This is a genomic window from Agreia sp. VKM Ac-1783, from assembly GCF_900177765.1.
Taxonomy (GTDB): Bacteria; Actinomycetota; Actinomycetes; order Actinomycetales; family Microbacteriaceae; genus Agreia.
This window is the reverse complement of record NZ_FXWI01000002.1, coordinates 799380-819437: the sequence shown is the minus strand read 5'-3', so window position 1 is coordinate 819437 and position 20058 is coordinate 799380. Positions and strand designations below refer to the sequence as shown.

At 65.1% G+C, this 20058-nt stretch carries 19 protein-coding genes; 5 read left to right on the top strand and 14 right to left on the bottom strand.

The genetic code is table 11. The features are described from left to right. Positions 1-44: 44 nt before the first annotated feature. The 4 genes from CCK87_RS08905 to CCK87_RS08890 form a co-directional block, all read right to left on the bottom strand. On the bottom strand, positions 45-1208 hold the full coding sequence (locus CCK87_RS08905) for a hypothetical protein (RefSeq protein WP_086461023.1): 1164 nt from the start codon (positions 1206-1208) through the stop codon (positions 45-47). Positions 1209-1224: 16 nt separating this feature from the next. Next, positions 1225-1908, bottom strand: a complete 684-nt coding sequence (locus CCK87_RS08900; protein ID WP_086461022.1) for a hypothetical protein — start codon at positions 1906-1908, stop codon at positions 1225-1227. Positions 1909-2319: 411 nt separating this feature from the next. Next, positions 2320-2565 (bottom strand): hypothetical protein, encoded by a 246-nt coding sequence (locus CCK87_RS08895; RefSeq protein ID WP_086461259.1) that lies wholly within the window; start codon positions 2563-2565, stop codon positions 2320-2322. Between the two features lie 12 nt (positions 2566-2577). Continuing rightward, positions 2578-4020, bottom strand: coding sequence for an MFS transporter (locus CCK87_RS08890; RefSeq protein ID WP_086461021.1), 1443 nt, complete (start codon positions 4018-4020; stop codon positions 2578-2580). Positions 4021-4234: 214 nt separating this feature from the next. On the opposite strand from CCK87_RS08890, the gene CCK87_RS08885 reads away from it, so the two are divergent. Then, positions 4235-5338 carry an L-dopachrome tautomerase-related protein gene (locus tag CCK87_RS08885; RefSeq protein ID WP_086461020.1) on the top strand — a complete coding sequence of 368 codons (1104 nt, stop codon included), beginning with the start codon at positions 4235-4237 and terminating at the stop codon, positions 5336-5338. Between the two features lies 1 nt (position 5339). On the opposite strand, the gene CCK87_RS18680 is transcribed toward CCK87_RS08885, so the two are convergent. The 7 genes from CCK87_RS18680 to CCK87_RS08855 form a co-directional block, all read right to left on the bottom strand. Next, positions 5340-6806, bottom strand: a complete 1467-nt coding sequence (locus CCK87_RS18680; protein WP_349289990.1) for a thiamine pyrophosphate-dependent enzyme — start codon at positions 6804-6806, stop codon at positions 5340-5342. Next, positions 6689-7174 (bottom strand): thiamine pyrophosphate-binding protein, encoded by a 486-nt coding sequence (locus tag CCK87_RS18675; RefSeq protein ID WP_349289989.1) that lies wholly within the window; start codon positions 7172-7174, stop codon positions 6689-6691. The genes CCK87_RS18680 and CCK87_RS18675 overlap by 118 nt, the downstream gene beginning before the upstream one ends. A gap of 173 nt (positions 7175-7347) precedes the next feature. Beyond that, on the bottom strand, positions 7348-8328 hold the full coding sequence (locus CCK87_RS08875) for a carbohydrate kinase (RefSeq protein ID WP_086461019.1): 981 nt from the start codon (positions 8326-8328) through the stop codon (positions 7348-7350). A 72-nt stretch (positions 8329-8400) separates the two neighbouring features. After that, on the bottom strand, positions 8401-8715 hold the full coding sequence (locus CCK87_RS08870) for a putative quinol monooxygenase (RefSeq protein ID WP_170927205.1): 315 nt from the start codon (positions 8713-8715) through the stop codon (positions 8401-8403). Then, on the bottom strand, positions 8712-9506 hold the full coding sequence (locus tag CCK87_RS08865; RefSeq protein ID WP_086461018.1) for an ATP-binding cassette domain-containing protein: 795 nt from the start codon (positions 9504-9506) through the stop codon (positions 8712-8714). Before CCK87_RS08865 ends, CCK87_RS08870 begins: the two co-directional genes overlap by 4 nt. Beyond that, positions 9503-10549, bottom strand: a complete 1047-nt coding sequence (locus CCK87_RS08860; RefSeq protein ID WP_086461257.1) for an ABC transporter permease — start codon at positions 10547-10549, stop codon at positions 9503-9505. Before CCK87_RS08860 ends, CCK87_RS08865 begins: the two co-directional genes overlap by 4 nt. A 68-nt stretch (positions 10550-10617) precedes the next feature. Beyond that, on the bottom strand, positions 10618-11718 hold the full coding sequence (locus CCK87_RS08855) for a substrate-binding domain-containing protein (RefSeq protein WP_086461017.1): 1101 nt from the start codon (positions 11716-11718) through the stop codon (positions 10618-10620). Positions 11719-11827: 109 nt separating this feature from the next. Between CCK87_RS08855 and CCK87_RS08850 the strand changes: the two genes are divergently transcribed. From CCK87_RS08850 to CCK87_RS08840, 3 genes are all read left to right on the top strand, one after another. Beyond that, positions 11828-12877 carry a LacI family DNA-binding transcriptional regulator gene (locus CCK87_RS08850; RefSeq protein ID WP_086461016.1) on the top strand — a complete coding sequence of 350 codons (1050 nt, stop codon included), beginning with the start codon at positions 11828-11830 and terminating at the stop codon, positions 12875-12877. Between the two features lie 115 nt (positions 12878-12992). Then, positions 12993-16193, top strand: a complete 3201-nt coding sequence (locus CCK87_RS08845) for a GH32 C-terminal domain-containing protein (RefSeq protein ID WP_349289988.1) — start codon at positions 12993-12995, stop codon at positions 16191-16193. Between the two features lie 129 nt (positions 16194-16322). Continuing rightward, on the top strand, positions 16323-16898 hold the full coding sequence (locus CCK87_RS08840; protein WP_086461014.1) for a dihydrofolate reductase family protein: 576 nt from the start codon (positions 16323-16325) through the stop codon (positions 16896-16898). Positions 16899-16908: 10 nt separating this feature from the next. Here CCK87_RS08840 and CCK87_RS08835 read toward each other — a convergent pair whose 3' ends face one another. After that, entirely contained in the window at positions 16909-17781 is an 873-nt protein-coding gene (locus CCK87_RS08835; protein ID WP_086461013.1) for a class I SAM-dependent methyltransferase, read from the bottom strand. Between the two features lie 47 nt (positions 17782-17828). Between CCK87_RS08835 and CCK87_RS08830 the strand changes: the two genes are divergently transcribed. Next, the gene (locus tag CCK87_RS08830; RefSeq protein ID WP_086461256.1) at positions 17829-18413 is read left to right on the top strand and encodes an XRE family transcriptional regulator; all 585 of its coding nucleotides are present in this window, start codon (positions 17829-17831) and stop codon (positions 18411-18413) included. Here CCK87_RS08830 and CCK87_RS08825 read toward each other — a convergent pair. Then, positions 18378-19319, bottom strand: coding sequence for an EamA family transporter (locus CCK87_RS08825; RefSeq protein WP_086461012.1), 942 nt, complete (start codon positions 19317-19319; stop codon positions 18378-18380). The genes CCK87_RS08830 and CCK87_RS08825 overlap by 36 nt on opposite strands. Beyond that, positions 19316-20056, bottom strand: a complete 741-nt coding sequence (locus tag CCK87_RS08820; protein ID WP_249273795.1) for a DUF2071 domain-containing protein — start codon at positions 20054-20056, stop codon at positions 19316-19318. Before CCK87_RS08820 ends, CCK87_RS08825 begins: the two co-directional genes overlap by 4 nt. Between the last annotated feature and the right edge of the window lie 2 nt (positions 20057-20058).

Genomic DNA, 20058 nt, shown 5'->3' with positions numbered 1-20058 from the left:
GAAGTTCTGGCAGACGAGCGTGCCCAACGAACGAACGGCAAGGCCTATTGACCGTCACTCCCACGAGAGGCCGCAAATACTCGCGCCTCCCGTAGCATCTCCATTACCGCGTGCCAGTTGGCCTGGAGCAGATTCATGTCAGCCGAATCTCCGACTTTGAACGTCGACACCCGCTGAATGACTTCATCGTCGCTCATCTGCTCGAGCCACGCCGTCAGGTGACTTAACGTCGGCGCGCCATCCAGCGGCAACACTATCTCGACCAGGCTGTCCCGAGCAGTGATAGCGCCCAGGCGCACCTTGTTGCGTTCGCTGGCTGTATCGTGACGCCCCGTGGAGATCGCTGCTCGCTCGTCATCATGTCCGCCCCCTATGTCGTACCAGGCGGGAAGCTGGTTCTGAACTTTGTCGTCGCCTGTGATGAGCCGTGGAACGGCGTAGTTCCTGACCCAGGACGCTATCTCGCTGAGCTCGTTCATGAGGATCGGCCATTCATCGGTTCCCGGTCGGTTGATCGACACGGTCGGGTAGAGCGTGGCCGGAACGACCACGCCGAGGGGCAGCTCAGTAATGACCTCCCCCACCCGAATCGGCCCATCGGACCTGCCTGGCAAATTCGAGATCGACCGGGGGATCGCGCCCTCGCGGATCATCCCCATGAGTCGTGCAGCTGTCACTGCTGGAGTTCGGTGCTTGGCGTTGTTCGTGTGGGCTGCGAGCGTCGCCATCGGGTGCAACTCCGGGCGGACAGTGCGCTGGAACGGCTGCAGGCTCTCGATGCGGCGAACTAGCTCGGAGCCGGACTTCAGGGTGTCGGGTCCGTTCTTGACTCGCTTCTTAAGCCAGTCCGCGAAGTCGCCGTAAGAAGTGCTGGCTGGCATCTCGATGAGCCGCGCTGCCCGGGCTGTCAGCGCCTCGCCGTTCAAGAACTCGACCTCGGTGTACAGTGTGTGCTCAACCGCGGCGCGCAGTGTGACGAGGGCATCAGCAACTACGAGTGCGAGACGGCGGGGGACAGGAGCTACACCTTTTACGGTTGTGCGGATGTTCGGCCCGACGGGCACGTTGGTAAAGCTGATGAGTTCTGGTTGGGACAGATACTGCTGCGACAGCTCGCCTACCTGCTCGATTAACTCATCCGCGTGTGCCAATGTCGCGGCGACGCCGAGATGCCGGTCCGGGAGCCACGAGAGCGAGGGCGATGTCATGAGTGCGCTGACTTGTTCACTCGGTGGAGGGCGCTGAGCCCGAAGAAACTGTGCCCGAGACAGCAGGCCCAACGATCACCGCGGGGTGTTCTGTCTCGTCGAAAGACACAGTGCTGGTCTGAACCGCGACCGAGGAACTGTACCTGTCGATAGTGGTGATGATGCGCTCAAGCAGTCCGAGTGAAGTCCCGTCCAGCGCGGAGAGTTCTCTACCAATATGACGCGCAGAAAAGCTCGTGAGTTTCGTCGTTCGGACCCCGCGGGACTTGGAAGTGTGACTTACTGACGGGGCACAGATCTGGCAAGTGACATAGGAACGGAGTGCCTCGATCGCAGCCCGGTCTACAAGCTCCGGCATCCTTGGGCCACCGTCGCCGTGAGCGAGCTGCAGCCTGAAACTCTCGGCACTGCCGATTTGCCAAAACGACCAGGCGTGATCCCGGTCGATCTGCTCGCGAAGACTCGAGCAGTCATAGAGATGCACCCGATGCGCATCTTTGCCGGCGACTACATAGACGCGTTTTTCGTCGACCGCCTGACGGATCTCGGCCTTCTCGAGCGACGCCTGTTCGGTCATCCACGCGCGGAGCTCGTCGTCTGAAAGGTGGCGCTGCTGCCGGTAGTTGGTCTCGGCCTGCGAGTAACGGTCTCCGGCTGATGCTTTAGCGGCGAGGATCTCCGCTTCGGTTCGGGTTTGCATGAGCAGAGCTTATGAGAGACGACCGGCGATCTGAGTCTCGTAGACCCGCAATGGCTGCGGCCGGGCGTCGGCAGCTCTGCTTCGGAGAAAACGTCTGCAGACGAATTCCTGTCCGCCTGTCGTTCCGTACCTCTCATATCGAGGAACTCCGCGACCGCGAAGCGGGGTGAACTCTATTGGCGCGCGCCTCTCGTCCATCAAACGACACATGCGGCAACCCATGCCTCCGTTGTGGCCGGGCTAAGTAAGGTGTGGAGACCTGCCCACATTCTGCCCACACTTCCGCGAGAACCGACGTAGTTGAGCGTTATCTAGCGTGATCAAAATCCGCGGAATATCGCCGAATTTCCGCAGAAACGGGGCGAAGGCGGGGCAATGTTTCGAGTTCGAGTCCCTGTGGGGGTACGTCAGTCAGGGTGTCGATCCCTCGGCGATCCACCGCTTGAGGGTGGATACCTGGGATGCTGACCAGGCCCCGTTGCAGGGCATGGCGCCGCTTTCGACGGCGTGAAGAATGGCGTCCTGGTGGGCGACGACGTCGGCGTGATTCCACAGGTCGAATGCCTTGATCATGCTGTTGCGGTCGAATTCGCGAAAGAGCGGCTTGATGTCTGTCGAGAAGTGCAGGGCGGCGGATTGTTGGTTCGAGTCGGTCATGATGTTCTCCAATCAGTGTTCGGTCTGGTCCGAGGGCGTCGACTGCGCCTGGTTCTTTTTTAGGAAGGTCACCGCTACGACGGCGACCGCCAGAATCATCGCTAGCGCGGAGACCACGAAAGCGGTCGAATAGCCCGCCGACGCGCTGGCGCCAGCTGAAGTGCGAGTCGCGGCGATCGTTGCGAGCGTCGCCACGCCGAGCGCCGCGCCGACCTGCTGACTGGTCGTCAGGAGGCTTGCCGCGGCGCCCTGAATATGTGCCGCGACGTCTGAGGTGGCGGCGATCGACACCGCGGGGAGTAGCAGACCGATGCCGGCCGCAGTGAGGATGAGGGCCGGAAGGACATTCAGGAGGTACTCGCCTGCGGTGGAGAGGGAGACGAACCATGCTTGGCCGCTGGCAACGAGCAGCGCTCCGAGGAGGGCTGTCGCCTTCAAGCCGATCCTCGTGATGACCAGGCGGGCGATGAACGAGGAGAGCACAACGATCGTGAGAGTTGCGGGAAGCAAGCTGATGCCGGTGAGCAGAGGACTCATTCGAAGCACGGTCTGCAGATAGAGCGAGACGAAGTAGACATAGGCGGCGAGAACGGCACCGGTGATCAGCATCACACCGAGAGCGCCGCGCCGCTGGCGAGAGTGAAGCAGATCCCGCGAGATCAGTGGATCGCGGGAGCGCACCTCGGTCACGACGAAGCCGGCGGCGACGATGAGACCGGCGATGAAGGGAACGATGGTCGACACGCTCAACGGACCAGACTCTTCCAGATTGCTCAACGCGTAGATGAGCAGACCGATGGCCACGGTGATCAGCAAAGACGGCCCGAGACGCAGGGATACGTGCCGGCCGGATACCGGTCGGGGGATGACGCGGGGCACCAGGATGACGAGCGCGACGACGACCGGAACATTGATGATGAAGACGCTTCTCCATCCGAGGAGTTCGACCATCAACCCTCCGAGCACAATGCCTGCTGTTCCTCCGGCAGCGGTGGCGCCTTGCCAGATGCCGAGGGCTCGGATCCGACTCGCACCGTCGGGGAAGAGGAGAGTCAGCGACGAAAGCGCGGCGGGTGAGACGAGGGCTCCGGCCGCCCCCTGAATGAAGCGCGCACCGATGAGAGCTTCGGGTGTGGGAGCCAGCCCGCCGCAGATGGATCCGACTCCGAAGAGGATCAGCCCGAAAAGCAGCGTCTTCCGCTGACCGAAGAGGTCTCCTGCCCGCCCGCCGAAGAGGAGGAGAGCGCCGAAGGTGAGCGCATAGCCGGTAACGATCCACTGAAGGTCGCTGTCGGAGAATCCCAGCCCGCCCTTGATGGACGGCAGCGCGACATTCACCACGCTGAAGTCGAGCTGCAACACGAACTGTGCGGCGCACACCACCGTCAGAGCGAGGCTCTGAGACGGCGCATCGGAGGCGGCGACCTTGTCTCGGACCGACGACCCCTTCGACATGCGTGCCCTCCCGAGGTGAGTGGATGCTACGAGGTGACAGCGTATGAACGTTTCTCGCTGCGAGCCACGCCCTGTCAGGGTCACCTAGCCCGGTTACCTGGATCTCAGGCCCGGATAGTCCACCTGCGGGTCACGCACGCAGCTGGTTACCATGTCTGAACGGGGCCAGTTGTAGGGGGTTGCGGCCGCCCGGCTCGATGCATTGGGTGGAGGCATGACTCAGAACACAACGCAGCCCGAAGACCGTTCCGTCGGTTCACTCGAGGTGGTGCACAGCTTCTCCTCGGGGCCGATGCCCACGGGCGTGAGCGTCTCCCATACCGGGCGGATCTTCGTCAATTTCCCCAAATGGGGAGACGACGTCGAGTTCACCGTCGCCGAGATCATCGACGGAGAGGCCGTTCCGTATCCCAGCCTGGAGGCGAACTCGCCGAGCAGCGACGACGACTCGAATGCTCTCGTCTCGGTACAGAGCATCGTCGTCGATCCCGCGGATCGATTGTGGATCCTGGACACAGGCTCACCTCTCTTCCAGAAGACGAGGCCCGGTGGGCCGAAACTGGTGCGAGTCGACCTGGAGACCGACACCATCGTGCAGACGATCACCTTCTCGCCCTCGGTCGCCTTGCCGACGACCTATCTGAACGACGTCAGGTTCGATCTGCGCCGCAACGTCGCGTTCATCACGGATTCCGCCGACAGCGGCCCGAACGGAATCATCGTGGTCGACCTCGACAGTGGGGATGCCTGGCGGCGGCTGCACGACCATCCCTCGACTGTAGCCGTCACCCCGCCCGACTACGTGGCGATGGTCGAGGGGCGCCAGCTTCTCGAGCGTGGCCCGGAGGGGGAGACGAGTCCTGTCACGATGGGCTCGGACGGCATAGCGATCTCCACCGATGGCGACCGCCTCTGGTACTGCCCGCTCGCCTCGCGCCGCTGGTACAGCGTGTCCACCGACGCCCTCCTCGACCGCACGATCGACGACGATGCGGTCGCCCGCACGGTGGTCGACGAGGGCGACAAAGGTGGGGGAGCAGACGGACTCGAGACGGACGACGCCGGTCGCATTTACGCCACCAATTGGGAACAGAACGCGATCACGCGCCGCCTGCCGGGCGGTCGGATCGAGACGGTGGCGCGCGATCCACGCATACTCTGGCCCGACACGATGAGCGTCGCGACCGACGGCTACCTCTACTTCACGGCGAACCAGCTGCACCGGCAGGAGAAGTACCAGAACGGCACCGACCTGCGCGAATATCCTTACTCGTTGTTCCGAGTGGCGGTAGGGGCTGGGCCCGTGCTGCTTCGGTAGCTCAGCCGCGCCGCTTGTCGTCGGAGCCGATGCCTAGCGTGTTCTTGACGCGTTCGACGCCTTCGGTCACCAGCGCCTCGGCCGAGTCGCGTACGACTGCCGGTGCGAACGGGTCGCCCTTGAGCAAGGCGAAGCCCGTGTTCTTCGCAAACTCGGCGGAGATGTGGGCGGGGAGCGGCGGGATGTTGCGGCTGCAGTACGCGTCGATGACCGTTACGCCGCGATGGGCGAAGGCAGCGGCGACCGCCTCCTCGATCTCGTCGTCGCTCCTCACCTGGATACCCGTGAACCCGAGCAATTCGGCCCATCCCGCGTAGTCGACCGACTCCACATCCTGCGCGGTGCGCCACACCGGATTGGCGTCCTCCGTGCGCATCTCCCACGAGACCTGGCTGAGATCGTCGTTGTGGATCACCACCACAATCAGCTGAGGGTTGCTCCACCGGCTCAGATACTTCTTGACCGTGATCAGCTCGTTCATGCCGAGCATCTGGAAGGCGCCATCACCAATGGTGCACACGACTGTGCGTTCGGGAAACGCGAATTTGGCCGCGACGGCATACGGCATAGCGGCCATCATGCTCGCCAGCCGGCCGGAGAGATCGCCCATCATGCCCTCTCGAAGGCGGATGTGGTGACCGTACCAATCGGCCGTGGTACCGGCATCCGCCGTCACGATCGCCCGCGGGGGCAGATGCTTGTTGACCTCGTGCACCACTCGACGCGGATTGACGCCATCCGGGTAGGAGACCTCGGCTTGCGCCTGCATCTCATTCTCCCAATCCACCATCTCGTCAGCGACCTTCTGCTGCCAGCTCAGATCCGTCTTCGCCTCGAGGTGGGGGATGATCGCCGCCAGCGTGGCCCGTACGTCGCCCCAGAGATTCAGCTCGGTGGGGTACCGCAGCCCCAACTGTTCCGGCTTGAGGTCGATCTGAACGGCGCGGACGGACCCGGTCTTCGGCAGGAACTGGCCGTAGGGGTAGTTGGTTCCGAGGAGCACGAGGGTGTCGCATTTCTCCACCTGGTGCAGGCTCGGCAACGACCCGAGCAGCCCGAGCTGTTGGGTGTGGTGCGGCACGTCTGACGGCACGACCTGCTTGCCCCTCAGCACGGTGATGATTCCCGCGCCGGCGAGCCGTGCCGCTTCGAGCACTTCATCGGTGGCGCCGTTCACTCCGTGGCCCACGAGGAAGGTCACTTTCTTCCCCGCGTTGATCAGCGCGGCGGCAGCGGCGATATCGGCCTCAGGCGGAACGACGGCGGTGGAGGGCGCGACGGCGCTCGACCGTGACATCCAATTCTCTGCCTGGGGCTCCACCATCTTCATGGCCTGAACGTCGTGGGGGATCACGATGACCGCAGGGCCTCGTCGAACGAGGGCGGTACGGAAGGCGGTGTCGACAACCGCCTGCGCCTGCTGCGGGGAGACGACGGTCTGCACGTACACCGCGACATCGGAGAACACCGCTCGAGATTGCTCTCCTGCATGGAGAACGTGCCGAGCGCGTTCAGCCCCTGTTGGCCGACGATCGCGACCACCGGCTGGTTGTCCATCTGAGCGTCGTACAGACCGTTGAGAAAGTGGAAGGCGCCGGGACTGGAGGTTGCGATGCACACGCCGACGTCGCCGGTGAACTTCGCGTGAGCGGTCGCCATGAGACTGCAGATCTCCTCATGAGTCGGTCGGATGTACTCCACGCCGTTCTCGGCGCGCTCCGCTCGTCCGAGTGCGCCGTCGAAGGCGCCCGCACCGTCGCCCGGATAGCCGAACACCCGGGTGACTCCCCATGATCGGATTCGGCTGATGATGAAGTCGATGACGCTTGTCGACATGGGAAACCCTTCTGACGTGATCGGTGCCGGTGCATCCGGTGCAGCTCGACGCTAATCTCGGCGTGCGCGCGCGACGCGAGGGATCGACACCTGCCCCAATGTCACCGAATGACTCGACTCGGACTTCGCGGCGCAATGGTTCCCGCCGTGACCCTCAACGACGTCTTCACTCACTAAGAGACGAGCGGATCCCCGCTGATGGAGCCGACCTCGGCGCGATTGGGCGGATTGGCGCCGGGACGCGAGACGGTGATGGCGGCGCAGCGCACGGCGTACTCGCCGATGGATGTGAGCAGCTGAGCGTCGAATGCCAGGCCGTTTCGGAGTGCGTCGGAGGGGACGCCCTCGTCGAGCAGGCGAGCGACGAAGTCGATCAACGCACTCATGAAGGAATCGCCCGCGCCGATGGTGTCTGCGACCACGACAGCGACACCGGGCACGGTCACCCGCAGCGAGCGCGTCGCCAGCAGAGCCCCGGCGCTGCCCAGGGTCAGCGTCACAAGCCCGACGCCTAATCTCAGGATGTGCTCGATCGCCGCCTCGAGACCGAGCTCGGGGTAAAGCCATTCGGCGTCTTCGTCGCTGAGCTTCACCACGGCAGCGAGCGCTGCGATCTGCTCGAAGCGGGCAAGAGCGGCATCATGATCGGTCACGATGCTCGGTCGCATGTTCGGATCGAAGCAGATGAGAGGCGGTCGATCGGAATCGGCGAGCTGTTTCAGCAGAGAAACGACCGTACTTCCGCCGGGCTCGAGGAACGCTCCGATCGATCCGACGTGGAGGAGTTCCGATCCCGCGAGTACAGGGTCGTCGACGCAGAGTCCGAGTGGAAGCGACCACCGGAGGTCGAAGACATACCGTGCGGAGCCGTCGGCTGCGAGGTAGGCCGTGGCCGTCGAGCTCGGCTCGTCGCGGATCGAGCCGACGGCGAGGGTGACGCCCGCGTCGCGCAGATGCGTGGCGATCGACATGCCTCGGGCATCGTTGCCGATGTGCGTCACGAGAGCGACGGGCCTGTCCAGACGTGCCAAGCCGAGCGCGATGTTCATCGGCGAGCCTCCGGGATGCTCCGTGCTGGGTACTCCGTCGGAGCCCACGATCACGTCGACGAGGGATTCACCGATCGCGGTGACTGCGGTGAGCGGGTGCGACACGGAAGGCCTTTCGAAACAGGGAAATGGCTCTGCCCGCCCAAGAAGAGCGGGCAGAGCCAGCCGAGAAAATGATCAGCTCGAAAGCGGCTGCAGCCAGGTTAGCTGCGAACCGTCTTCGACGATCAAAGGAGCGAGCTTGTCATTGAAGACACGACCGTAGGGAGCGTCGATGTGCGCTGTGAACGCGTCATCGTCGCGGTACACCTCGTAGACGAAGAACCGCGAAGGCTCCGTGCTCACTCGGTACGGAGCGAACTCGATGCATCCGGGCTCACGTCTCACGTCGTCTGCCAGCCCTGCGAGGAGCTCGTCCACGATCTCCTCGCATCCGGGCAGCGCCGTGAACTCCGCGTACAGCACCTTCGGAGCGGGGGCGACGGCGCTCACGCGGTGGCCGCACCCGTCATGATGGCGACGGCGTCGGTCATCGAGTGCGACTGCGGCGTGATGGTCGCCGCTCGCTTTCCGAGACGCTGAATATGGATGCGATCGGCCACGTCGAACACGTGCGGCATGTTGTGACTGATCAGGATGACGGGCACACCGCGGTCGCGCAGATTGCGGATCAGCTCGAGCACCTGGTTCGACTCGCGAACACCGAGGGCGGCTGTCGGCTCGTCCAAGACCACGACCTTCGAGCCGAATGCTGCCGATCGCGCGACGGCCACAGCCTGACGCTGTCCTCCGGAGAGATTCTCGACGGGCACGGTGACGTCTTGGAGCGTGGAGATGCCGAGCTTCGTCAGCTCCTCTTTCGCCTCACGCCGCATTCCGGCGGTGTCGAGCATGCGGAAGACAGAACCCAGGATTCCCTTCTTGCGCTTCTCTCGACCGAGGTACAGGTTCGAGGCCACATCGAGCGCCGGAGAGACGGCGAGGTTCTGGTAGACGGTCTCGATGCCGGCCACGCGGGCATCCTGCGGGCGCTTGAACGAGACCCGCTTGCCGTCGAGGAAGATCTCGCCCTCGTCGGGAACCTCGGCGCCGGTGAGGCACTTGATGAGCGTCGACTTTCCGGCTCCGTTGTCGCCGATGATCGCGAGCACCTCGCCCGGGTAGAGCTCGAGGCTGACGCCGTCGAGGCCGACGACTCGGCCGAAGGTCTTGACGAGCCGACGGGCCTGCAGAACGGGCGTGCGCGTCTCGGCTTCGGGAACGACGTTGTCTGTGATGGTCACTTGCGTACCTTTCGAATCCACTGGTCGACGCCGACCGCGACGATGATGAGAATGCCCACGGCGAGCGTCTGGTAGAGCACGTCGAGTCCGGCGAGCGAGAGCCCGTTGCGGAAGACTCCCACGATGAGGGCGCCGAGCAGCGTGCCCCAGATCGTGCCTCGACCACCGAACAGGCTCGTTCCGCCGATCACGACGGCCGTGATCGAGTCGAGGTTGAGGTCGGCTCCGGCGTTCGGGCTGGCCGCGTTGCTTCGGCCGATCTGAATCCAGGCGCCGATGGCCAGGATGGCGCCGGCGGCGATGTACACGCTGACGAGCACGCGGTTGACGCTGATACCGGCGAGACGCGCGGCCTCTTTGTCGTCGCCGACTGCATAGACGTGGCGACCCCAGGCGGTCTTGCCCAGGATGAAGGCGACCACGATGTACAGCGCGAGCATGATGATGACGCCGAAGCTGACCCGGACACCGAAGAGATCGAAGGTCTGGCCCGTCGACGGTAGCAGCGCCGGCATGTCGGAGCCGCGAACGGTGGAACCGGCCGAGTACAGCAGGGTGAGAGCGACGAAGATGTTCAGGGTGCCGAGGGTCACGATGAACGGGGGCAGTCGCAGCTTGGTGACGAGCAGTCCGTTGAACAGTCCTGCGGCGACGGCGACCAGGATGCCGATCAGGAGCGCCAGGAAGGCGGGAACCCCGTTCTGCGTTGCGGTCTGCGCCATCACCATAGACGCGAGCACCATCACGGCGCCGACCGAGAGGTCGATTCCCGCGGTGAGGATGATCAGCGTCTGGGCCACGGCGAGGGTTCCGACGACCGCGACCTGCTGGGTGATCAGCGAGAGGTTGGCGGGGGCGAGGAATCTGTCATTGAGGATGCCGAAGACGATGACGGCGATGACGAGAACCACGGCCGGACTGACGGCCGGGTAGCGGTGCAGAACGCCTCGCACACGATCGATGGGCGTGCGGCGGTCGAGGAACTCGGAAGCGAGAGCGAGCGAAGACGTCGGTGGGTTGGTCACCGGATTGGGAGAAGTCACGAGGGCCTTTCTGGGGAGGTGAAGCAAAGGGGTGCCGGGGGTGGAGAGTTCCACCCCCGGCCGTCGGGCTACTTGCCCCAGCAGATGTCGGTCGCGGCGGCAGCCGTGATGCTGTCGAGCCCATCGACGGGCTTCTCGGTGACGAGCGCCGAGCCGGTGTCGAAGAAGTCGAGTCCCGCGCTGGTCGACGGCTTCGTGCCATCGGCGGCCAGCTTGGCGATGGCTTCGACGCCGAGCTCGGCCATCTTGACCGGGTACTGCTGCGCCGTCGCTCCGATGACGCCGTCGGCTACGTTCTTCACGCCGGCGCAACCGCCGTCGATCGAGACGAGCAGCACGTCCTTTTCCTTGCCCGCGGCCTGAAGGGCCTGGTACGCACCGTAGGCGGCCGGCTCGTTGATCGTGTAGACCACGTTGATGTCGGAGTTCTTCGACAGCAGGGTCTCCATCGCCGTGCGTCCGCCGTCTTCGGCTCCGTCGGTGGCTTCGTTACCGACGATCTCGTAGTCGCCGCCGCTGTACTTGCCGGTCTTGGCCTCGTCGCCGTTCTTCTGGTCGTCGGCGGTGTCGATGCCCATTCCCGTCAGGAACCCCTGGTCGCGGTTGTAGTCGACCGAGACGACCTTGTCGTTGAAGAGGTCGAGCATGGCGATCGTCGCCTTCTTGCCGCCGAGCTGAGCCGCGGTCCACTTTCCGATCGACTCGCCCGCCTTGAAGTTGTCGGTGGCGAAGGTGATGTCGACGGCATCGGCGGGGTCGGGGGCCGTGTCGAGCGCGATGACGTAGAGGCCCGCGTCGCGCGCCTTCTGGATGGCGTCGACGACCGAAGGGCCGTTGGGCGTGATGAGGATGCCCTTGTCGCCCTTCGAGATCGCGTTCTCGATCGCCTGGATCTGAGTGTCCTCGTCACCGTCTTCCTTGCCGGCCGCCAGCGTCAGCTTGACGCCCGCCTTGTCGGCCGCGGCCTTCGCGCCGTCTTCCATGGCGACGAAGAAGGGGTTGGTCGTGGTCTTCACGATGAGCGTGACACCAGCGTCGCCGCCGCTGCCGGCAGAGTCGGTGCTGGTGGATGCGCCGCCGCTCGAGCAGGCGGCGAGCCCCACGGATGCGACGAGCGCGATGGTGCCAAAGCCGGCGAGCCGGGCGATGGGCGATTTGCGTGTGTTCATGGAGTCCTCATTGGCTCAGGGGGCGATCTGCCCGACAACGATGTCAGGTATAGGTATAGGCGTGTTTGATCGGTAGAGTCAAGTTAAACCTCGAAGAAGAAGTGCAGTTATGACATCGTTATCAGATCCCAAGCGAAGCGAAGCGCTTCGTCGCCGTCCCACCATGAAGAACGTGGCCGATCTGGCGGGGGTGGGGGTCAAGACCGTGTCGCGTGTGATCAACCGCGAGCCTCATGTGTCGGAGGAGACCATTGCTCGGGTTCGTCGGGCCGCTGAGCAACTGCAGTATCAGCCCGACATCCAGGCCGGGAATCTGAGGCGCGCGGATCGCAGGACGGACACGCTGGGGCTGCTCGTCGGAAGTGTGGCGAACCCTTTCTCTGCAGCCGTGCATCGCGCTGTCGAAGACATCGCCCTCGAGCGGCACGTAGCAGTCTTCGCGTCGAGTCTCGACGAAGATCCAGAGCGTGAGCTCTCGTCTGTGAACGCTTTCCTCCGAAGGCGGGTCGATGGCTTGATCTTGACGACGATTCAGCCGAGTCAGGCCTATCTCGGCGCTCAAGTCGATCAGGGTATTCCGATCGTGTTCGTCGACCGTCGGCCCAACGGCATCGACGCCGACGTCGTGATCACCGAGAACGCCGAAGGCGCGACGGGTGCGGTCGAGCATCTTCTCGCAACGGGCCACCGACGCATCGCCTATCTGGGCGACGATGAGAAGATCTTTACCGCTCGAGAGCGCAAGCGCGGCTATCTCGACACGCTTCGACGCAATGGGCTCGCTCCGGAGGGCCGGCTCATCGTCGACAATCTCGATGACGAAGAGAAGGCCTCTGATGCGGTCGCCCGACTTCTCGCGCTCGACGATCCTCCCACCGCCATCTTCAGTGCTCAGAACCTCATCACCGTCGGGGCGATCACGTCGCTGAGGTCGGCTGGGGCATCGACTCGGGTCGCCCTCGTCGGATTCGACGATGTGCCCATGGCGGCGCTGCTCGAGCCGGCGATCACCGTCGTCGCGCAAGATCCGACGTCTATCGGGGAGATCGCCGCACGCCGCGTGTTCGATCGACTCGATGGTCTCGATGAGCCGCCGCGGGACTTCGTCGTTCCGACCCGGCTCATCGCGAGGGGCTCGGGGGAGATCCGGCCGTCCTGAGTCGCTCGGCACGTAATCCGAATCACTTCTTGAATTGTTCGGTGGACATTCCGTAACATCACTCGCGATTGATGACATCGATGTCATCTCGACAACGCGCAGTGAAGGGCGTCCTGTGAAACATCACGATAAACAGCAACAGCATTCAAGAAATCGGCCCGGCTCGGCCACGAGGATCACGGCCGCGACCAGTGCTTTTCTCCTTCTGGCGGCCGGGGTCTCTGGTGCCGCATCGACAGCGGCCGCGCATCCGATGGCCGTATCGGCGGTTCAATCGGTCGGAGCCGCAGCGGTGTCTGACGCGGCCCCTCCGGCCGAGCCCTACCGGCCGTACCTCGGGTACAGTCCCGCGAAGAACTGGATGAACGACCCGAACGGTCTCGTCTACTACGAGGGCGTCTATCACCTCTTCTATCAGTACAACCCCTTCGGCACGACCTGGGGAAACATGAGCTGGGGCCACGCCACGAGCACCGATCTGGTGCACTGGTCGGAGCAGCCGCTGGCGATTCCCCAAGACGCCGATGCGGATATCTTCTCCGGCTCGATCGTCGTCGACCACGACAACACGTCTGGCCTCGGAACGGCCGACAATCCACCTCTTGTCGCCATGTACACCGCCGCCTACAAGACGGGCAAGCAGGCCCAGGCGCTCGCCTACAGCACTGACGCGGGCGCGACCTGGATCAAGTACTCCGGCAACCCGATCCTCGACCGCGACTCGAACAACTTCAGAGACCCACACATGTTCTGGTACGACGGCGGATCACCTGAGAAGTCCTACTGGGTCGTGGCGACCGTCGAGGCGACCGAGCACCGCGTTCTGCTCTACCGCTCTGACAACCTGATCGACTGGACCTACCTCAGCGATTTCGGGCCGGCCAATGCGACGGCCGGCATCTGGGAGTGCCCGGATCTCTTTCCGCTCGCTGTCGACGGCGACCCGGCGAACACCAAGTGGGTCATGGTGGTGAACCTCAACCCGGGCGCCGTGTCAGGCGGCTCCGGCGGTCAGTACTTCGTGGGCGACTTCGACGGCACCACGTTCACGTCCGACTCGACGCAGCCGACAGACTCTCTGCCGGAGGGCGAGCTGTTCGCCGGCTTCGACGACGGAACCTACTCGGGGTGGACCGCCGCCAACGAGCCGGGGAACTGGAAGAACGGACCATTCGGAGACCAGCCGGCCACCGGCGCGATCGACGGACAGCAGGCGGTCGTCGGTCAGATCGGGGCTGGACTCATCAACGGGTTCAACGATGGCGACTGGCCGCTCGGAAGCATGTCGTCACCGGACTTCACGGTGAGCAAGGACTACGTCAACTTCCTCGTCGGCGGCGGCAAGCACCCACGCGTCGACGGCAGCCAGTTGGGCAACGAGCCGCCCGCCGACAGCGAGCTGCTCTTCGACGGCTTCGAGTACCCGGGCAGCGAGAGCGTCGTCGATCACGGCTGGACCGTGACGGGTGACTTCGTAGCGGAACGCAACCCATCGACATCCGGTGGCGACTACGCGATCGGAGCCAAGCGCATCAATACCTGGGACGGTGGGCCGAATGGTGACGACAACATCGGAACGATGACATCGGAGGCGTTCACCATCGACAAGTCCTTCGTCAGCATGCTGATCGGAGGAGGAAAGCGCGACGGGACGAGCAGCCAGGTGCTGCAGGCCGAGCTGCTCGTCGACGGGATCGTCGTCGATACCGCATCGGGAGAGAACGACGGGGCATTGAACTGGAAAAGCTGGGATGTCAGCGAATACCAGGGTAGGCAGGCTCAGGTGCGCGTGAACGACCAGGCGACCGGGGGATGGGGCCACCTCACTCTCGACGAGGTCGTTCTGGCCGACAGCCCGGCCCTTGTTCGCAGTAACGAGACCTCGGTCAACCTCGTTGTCGATGGCCAGGTGGCTCGAAGCACGACAGGCAACGACAGCGAGACGCTGGACTGGGCCTCGTGGAACGTGTCCGACCTCATCGGCAAGACCGCGCACATCACGGTGGTCGACAACAGCCGCGCCGGATGGGGCCACGTCCTGGCCGATCAGTTCATGTTCTCCGACAAAGCCGCCGCGCCGCGCCTCGAGTCGTACGACTGGCTCGACTGGGGCCGCGACTTCTACGCGGGCGTCACCTACGACAACGCTCCCGACGGCAAGCGCATCATGGTCGCCTGGATGAACAACTGGGAGTACGCGAACGATATCCCGACCGGTCAGTGGAGGAGCGCAATGGCTCTGCCTCGCGAGCTGTCGCTCAAGAGCATCGACGGGCGACCGAAGCTGGTCTCCGACGTGGTGGAGCAGGTCGACGGGCTGTCGAAGCCCTTCGCCGCGGTGAGCGTGCCCGCCGGCCCCGTCGCCGAGGGCGAGACCGCTCTGCCCGTCGACGATGTCGGCGCGGTCTACCGAGTGGATGCCGTGCTCAAGCCGGGTACGGCGTCGAGCTTCGGCCTCGCCCTGCGCACGTCGAGCGACGGCACGCAGTCGACGCCGCTCACGTACGACACCGCATCCGGATCATTGAGCCTGGATCGCCGAGCATCGGGTGACGTCTCGTTCAACCCGACGTTCTCGTCGGTCGAGACGGCGCCCGTGGCGCTGGATGACGACGGGCGTCTGCGCCTGGAGGTCTATGTCGACAACGCGTCGGTGCAGGCCTTCGCGCAGGGCGGTTCGACGACGATCACCGACCAGGTGTTCCCCGACCCGTCGTCGACGGGGATCTCGCTCCTGTCGACCGGAGGATCGGCCGAGATCGAGAGCCTGACGATCACGCCGCTGTACGGCGGAATGTACGATCCGCAGCCGGTGCTAGCAGCTCCCGGGGCTCCGACCTCGGTGGCGGCGACGTCGACCGAGCCGGGGGTCGCGACCATCACGTGGGCTGCGCCGGAGGACGACGGCGGGTCGCCGGTCACGTCGTACGTCGTGCGCTCGGCCGCCGAGGCAGCCGAGGTCGCCGCGAATGCGCGGGCAGCGGGCTCGGTGTGCGAAGTCACGGAGGGTGAATGCCGTGTCACCGGGCTGGTTCCGGGCTCTGTGGCGAGCTTCACGGTGTCGGCCCGCAACGTGGTCGGAGAGGGGGTGACGTCGGCTCCGGTCGACGTGCGGATCGCCGCCGCATCCGGAACGCCGACGACCGCACCGTCGACTGACGGGCCTTCGGCGCCGGCCAGCGATCCACGGGCAGGGCTCGCCGCTACGGGACTCTCGGTCGGCCTCGCCGGAGTGCTCGCGGCGCTGCTGCTGGCGGCCGGGGCGGCGACGCTGTGGGCGAGAAGGCGCGCTCGTCGCAATCGAGTCACGAGCTGAGTAGGCGTGTGCCGCGCACCGAGTGCGCGGCACACGCTTCGATCCTGAACGGGCGGGTGACAGGCCCGGTATCGCGGCAGTAATGTCGGAGCGTGTCGACGACGATGCGGCACCCGTTCGGAGGTTCCCGTGGGCAAACTGATCTATTCGATGATCACCTCACTCGACGGCTACGCCATCGATGCCGAGGGCGGGTTCGACTTCACGGAGGTCGGCGAAGACGAACATGATTTCTTCGGAGAGCAGCTTCGGTCGGTGGGCACCTTTCTGTACGGCCGTCGCATGTACGAGACGATGGTCTTCTGGGAGACGGCCCATCTGCTCGAACAGGCGCCGCCGTTCATCGTTGACTTCGCCCGCGTCTGGCAGGCTGCCGACAAGGTCGTCTACTCGACGACGCTGCAGGATGTCTCCAGCGAGCGGACGCGCATCGAGCGCTCCTTCGATGTCGCCGCGATCCGAGAGCTCAAATCTGCCTCCGAGAGCGACATCACCATCGACGGCCCGCACCTCGCAGCTCACGCTGTCCGAGCGGGTCTCGTCGATGAATACCAGCCCGTTCTCGGGCCGAAGACAGTCGGTGGCGGTACGCCCTTCTTCCCCATCGGAATCCGCCTCGACCTCAGGTTGCTCGACGAGCATCGTCTGTCGTCCGGAGGGCTCTGGCTTCGCTATGTGCCCGCGTCAGACGCGCACGAAGACTGACGTCGACGCGTCATGCGGCGACGTCGGGTCGCACGGCCACCCAGATGACGCGTCCGGATGCGACGGCGAGAGGTGAATAGCCGCCGCCCAGCTGTGTGATCACCTCGTCGACAGCGTCGAGATCGTCACTGTCCATGCCCTCGGCGAGCAAGGCGCGATTGAAGGCGAGCTGCACTTCGAGGTAGCGGGAGCCGTCTCGTGTCTCTGTCGACGCGGTGACGCTCGTCTCGCGCCGACGTACCGGGGCGAATCCGGCGGAAGTGAGAGCATCCGTCCAGTCTGCGGTGACCGGATAGCCTCGTGCGGCGAGCGTATCTACGATGCGGTTTCCGAGTCGAGCGCGTCTGGTTCCCAGGTCGGCGGGTTCATAGCTCGTCTCGCCCGTCATCTCGATCACTACAAGCACGCCTCCGGGGCGAAGGGATTCGAAGAGCTGCCGCAGAAGACGAGGTGGATCTTCGACGTGGTGCAGCGACAGAGCCGCCCACGCCATGTCGATTCCGTCGGGCAGATCGGCGGTCCACTCGCCGTCGAGGTCCGCTAGGTGCGGCTGTACGCGCTCGGCCACGCCCGCTTCCCTCGCGGCCTCCCGCACGCGATCGAGCATGCCGACGGAGGCGTCGATGCTGTGGACTCGGGCGCGGCCGAAGCGGTGCGCGAGGGCGACCGTTCCGGTTCCAGTGCCGGCACCGAGATCGACGATCTCGCGAGGCTCGGTCGCGAGCGCTTGCACGGCGTCATCCATGGCCTGCGACAACACCGACGCGCCGAGCCGCGCGTCGAGATCGAGCACCTCCTCGAGCTCGGCATGGTGTTCAGGTGCCTGACCGTGTTTGGCTCGGTCGGGATGCGAGTGGTGCAGTGCGTGGGAGGCGTGCGTCATAGGACAACGCTACGCGAATCATCCTCATGCGGCATATGCTCTTGCGTATGACGCAAGACCTGATCGACGACGTGGTGCGCCAGCGCATCCGAAGCCTTCGCCTGTCTCTGGGCTGGACCCTGGACACTCTGTCGAGCCGGTGCTATCTCTCGCCGTCGACGCTCAGCCGAATCGAGACGGGGCACCGGCGCATCGCTCTCGATCAGCTCGTGCCGATCGCCCAGGCGCTCGGAACGACTCTCGATCAACTGGTCGAATCGGAGGGCGACGACGACGTCGTCATCAGGCCCGAGCCCGAGACGGGGATCGGATCGACGATCTGGCTCCTCTCGCGCGAGCGTGACCGCAGGGGAGTCATGATCGCCAAGATGCGCATCACCGCGGAGCGCGAGAAGACGGAGCCGCAGGTGCACCCGGGCTATGAATGGTTCACGGTTCTCAAGGGGGTGCTCACCTTGCGTCTCGGTGAGCGGACGATTCTGGTGCGCGAGGGTCAGGCGGCCGAGTTCTCGACGATGACGCCGCACGCCCTCGAAGCCAACGACGGACCCGTCGAGCTGCTCACGATCTTCGATCACGACGGAGAGCGTGCCCACCTACCCGGTCATCGACCCGCGAAACGGCAGGCCTGACCGCGTCTCGCGACGAGGTGAGGTGGCCGGGGCTACGGCGAGCAGCACGAGCACGAGAGCGATCACGCCGAGTCCGGCCCACCCCAGTGTGGTGAGCCTTTCGCCGACGACGAGCACGGCGAGCACGGTGGCGACGGCGGGCTCGGCGATCGTGATGGTCGTCGCCGTGCTCGCCGTCACCCGGGCCAGGCCGATTCCGAAGAGCACGTAGCCGAGGAACATCGGTACGAGCGCCATGTAGGTCGCGACGGCGAACGCCTGGGGCGATGCGATCAGCGGCGCCCCCGTGATCACGAGAACGGGAAGGAGCATCACGCCTCCGAGCCCGAAGACGGAACCCATCGAGGCGCCGCGGCTCACGCCCTCGCTCATGAGCCTGTGTGCCACCCACGAGTAGATGGCGTATGTCGCACCCGCGAGCAGCCCGAGCAGGATGCCCGAGACGGTTCCCGCCGCCGAGGAGGCCGGGCCGTCGAGCTTCGCCGCGCACAGCATGACGCTGCCGATCACGCCCAACCCGGCCGCGAGCATCCACCAGCGGCTCAGGGCGCGACGGTCGACCACCCGCTCGAGCAGGCCAGACGCCAGGGGCGCAGAGGCCAGCGAGACGACGGAACCCACCGCGACTCCAGCCGACTGCATCGAACTGTAGAAAGCGAGTGGGTAGATCGCCACCGAGACAGCGCCGAGGATCACGATGCCACGCCTCGCGCGGAGGGCAGAGCGGGCAGCGCGGAGCGCGGGCAGGGCTATGGCCGCCTGCAGCAACCCGCCGATGCCGAGAGCTGCGGAGCCGATCGCGAGGGGGCCGACGGTGGGGGCGAGGGTCGCGGCGGTTCCCGTCGTTCCCCACAGCACAGAGGTCACGAGAATGGCGGCGACACCGACGAGTCGGTGCCCCGTCACACGGCACCCTTCATGCTGCCGAGGCCGAAGCGCGCGTCGACGCCCGGGCTGAACAGCACCGAGTCTGGCGGGGAATCCACGATGCCCGGAAGTCCGGCTGCGGCACAGAGTTCGTCGTAGAGCGCGGTGACCCGCGCCGGATGCAGCACCCAGGGCTCATGCTCGTTCGGCAGCCACAGAGTGCGACCGAGCCGTTCTTGGAAGAGTCCCCATCGGGCGGTCAAGAACAGCGACAGGTCGTCGTCGACCGTGCGCGTCTCGTCGACAGACACGTCGAGGCGGAATCGCGGTTCGGGCGACCCAGGCAAGAGAGCTCGTCGACGGGATGCGTACTGCCACCCGTCGGAGCTCTGCCGCTGGTCGGTGCGCGACCACACGTAAGGGAGCCCGAAGAGGCCGCGGGCGGCGATCACGGCCGGCAGGCTGGATGCCTCGAGCGAGCGGAACACGACGCCCCGGCGGCCCGCTGCGTCGACGCCGTAGAGCCGCACGTTGACCTCGGTGAAGGATCCCCAGCGCGATGTCGGGGGCAGCGGGCCGATGCGTGCGTCGCCCAGGCGGAAGGCGATGAGCCCGACCCAGCTCGATCCATCGAAGACATCGGGAACGACGCCCGGAGGCAGGAGTGGAGCCACGACTTCAGGCGCGACCCGCCAGTGCACGAAGGCGACCTGTCGCCATTCCTGGGCGGCGACGACGCCACCGCGAAGCGAGGGAGCTGTGCGTGAGAGCTCCACGG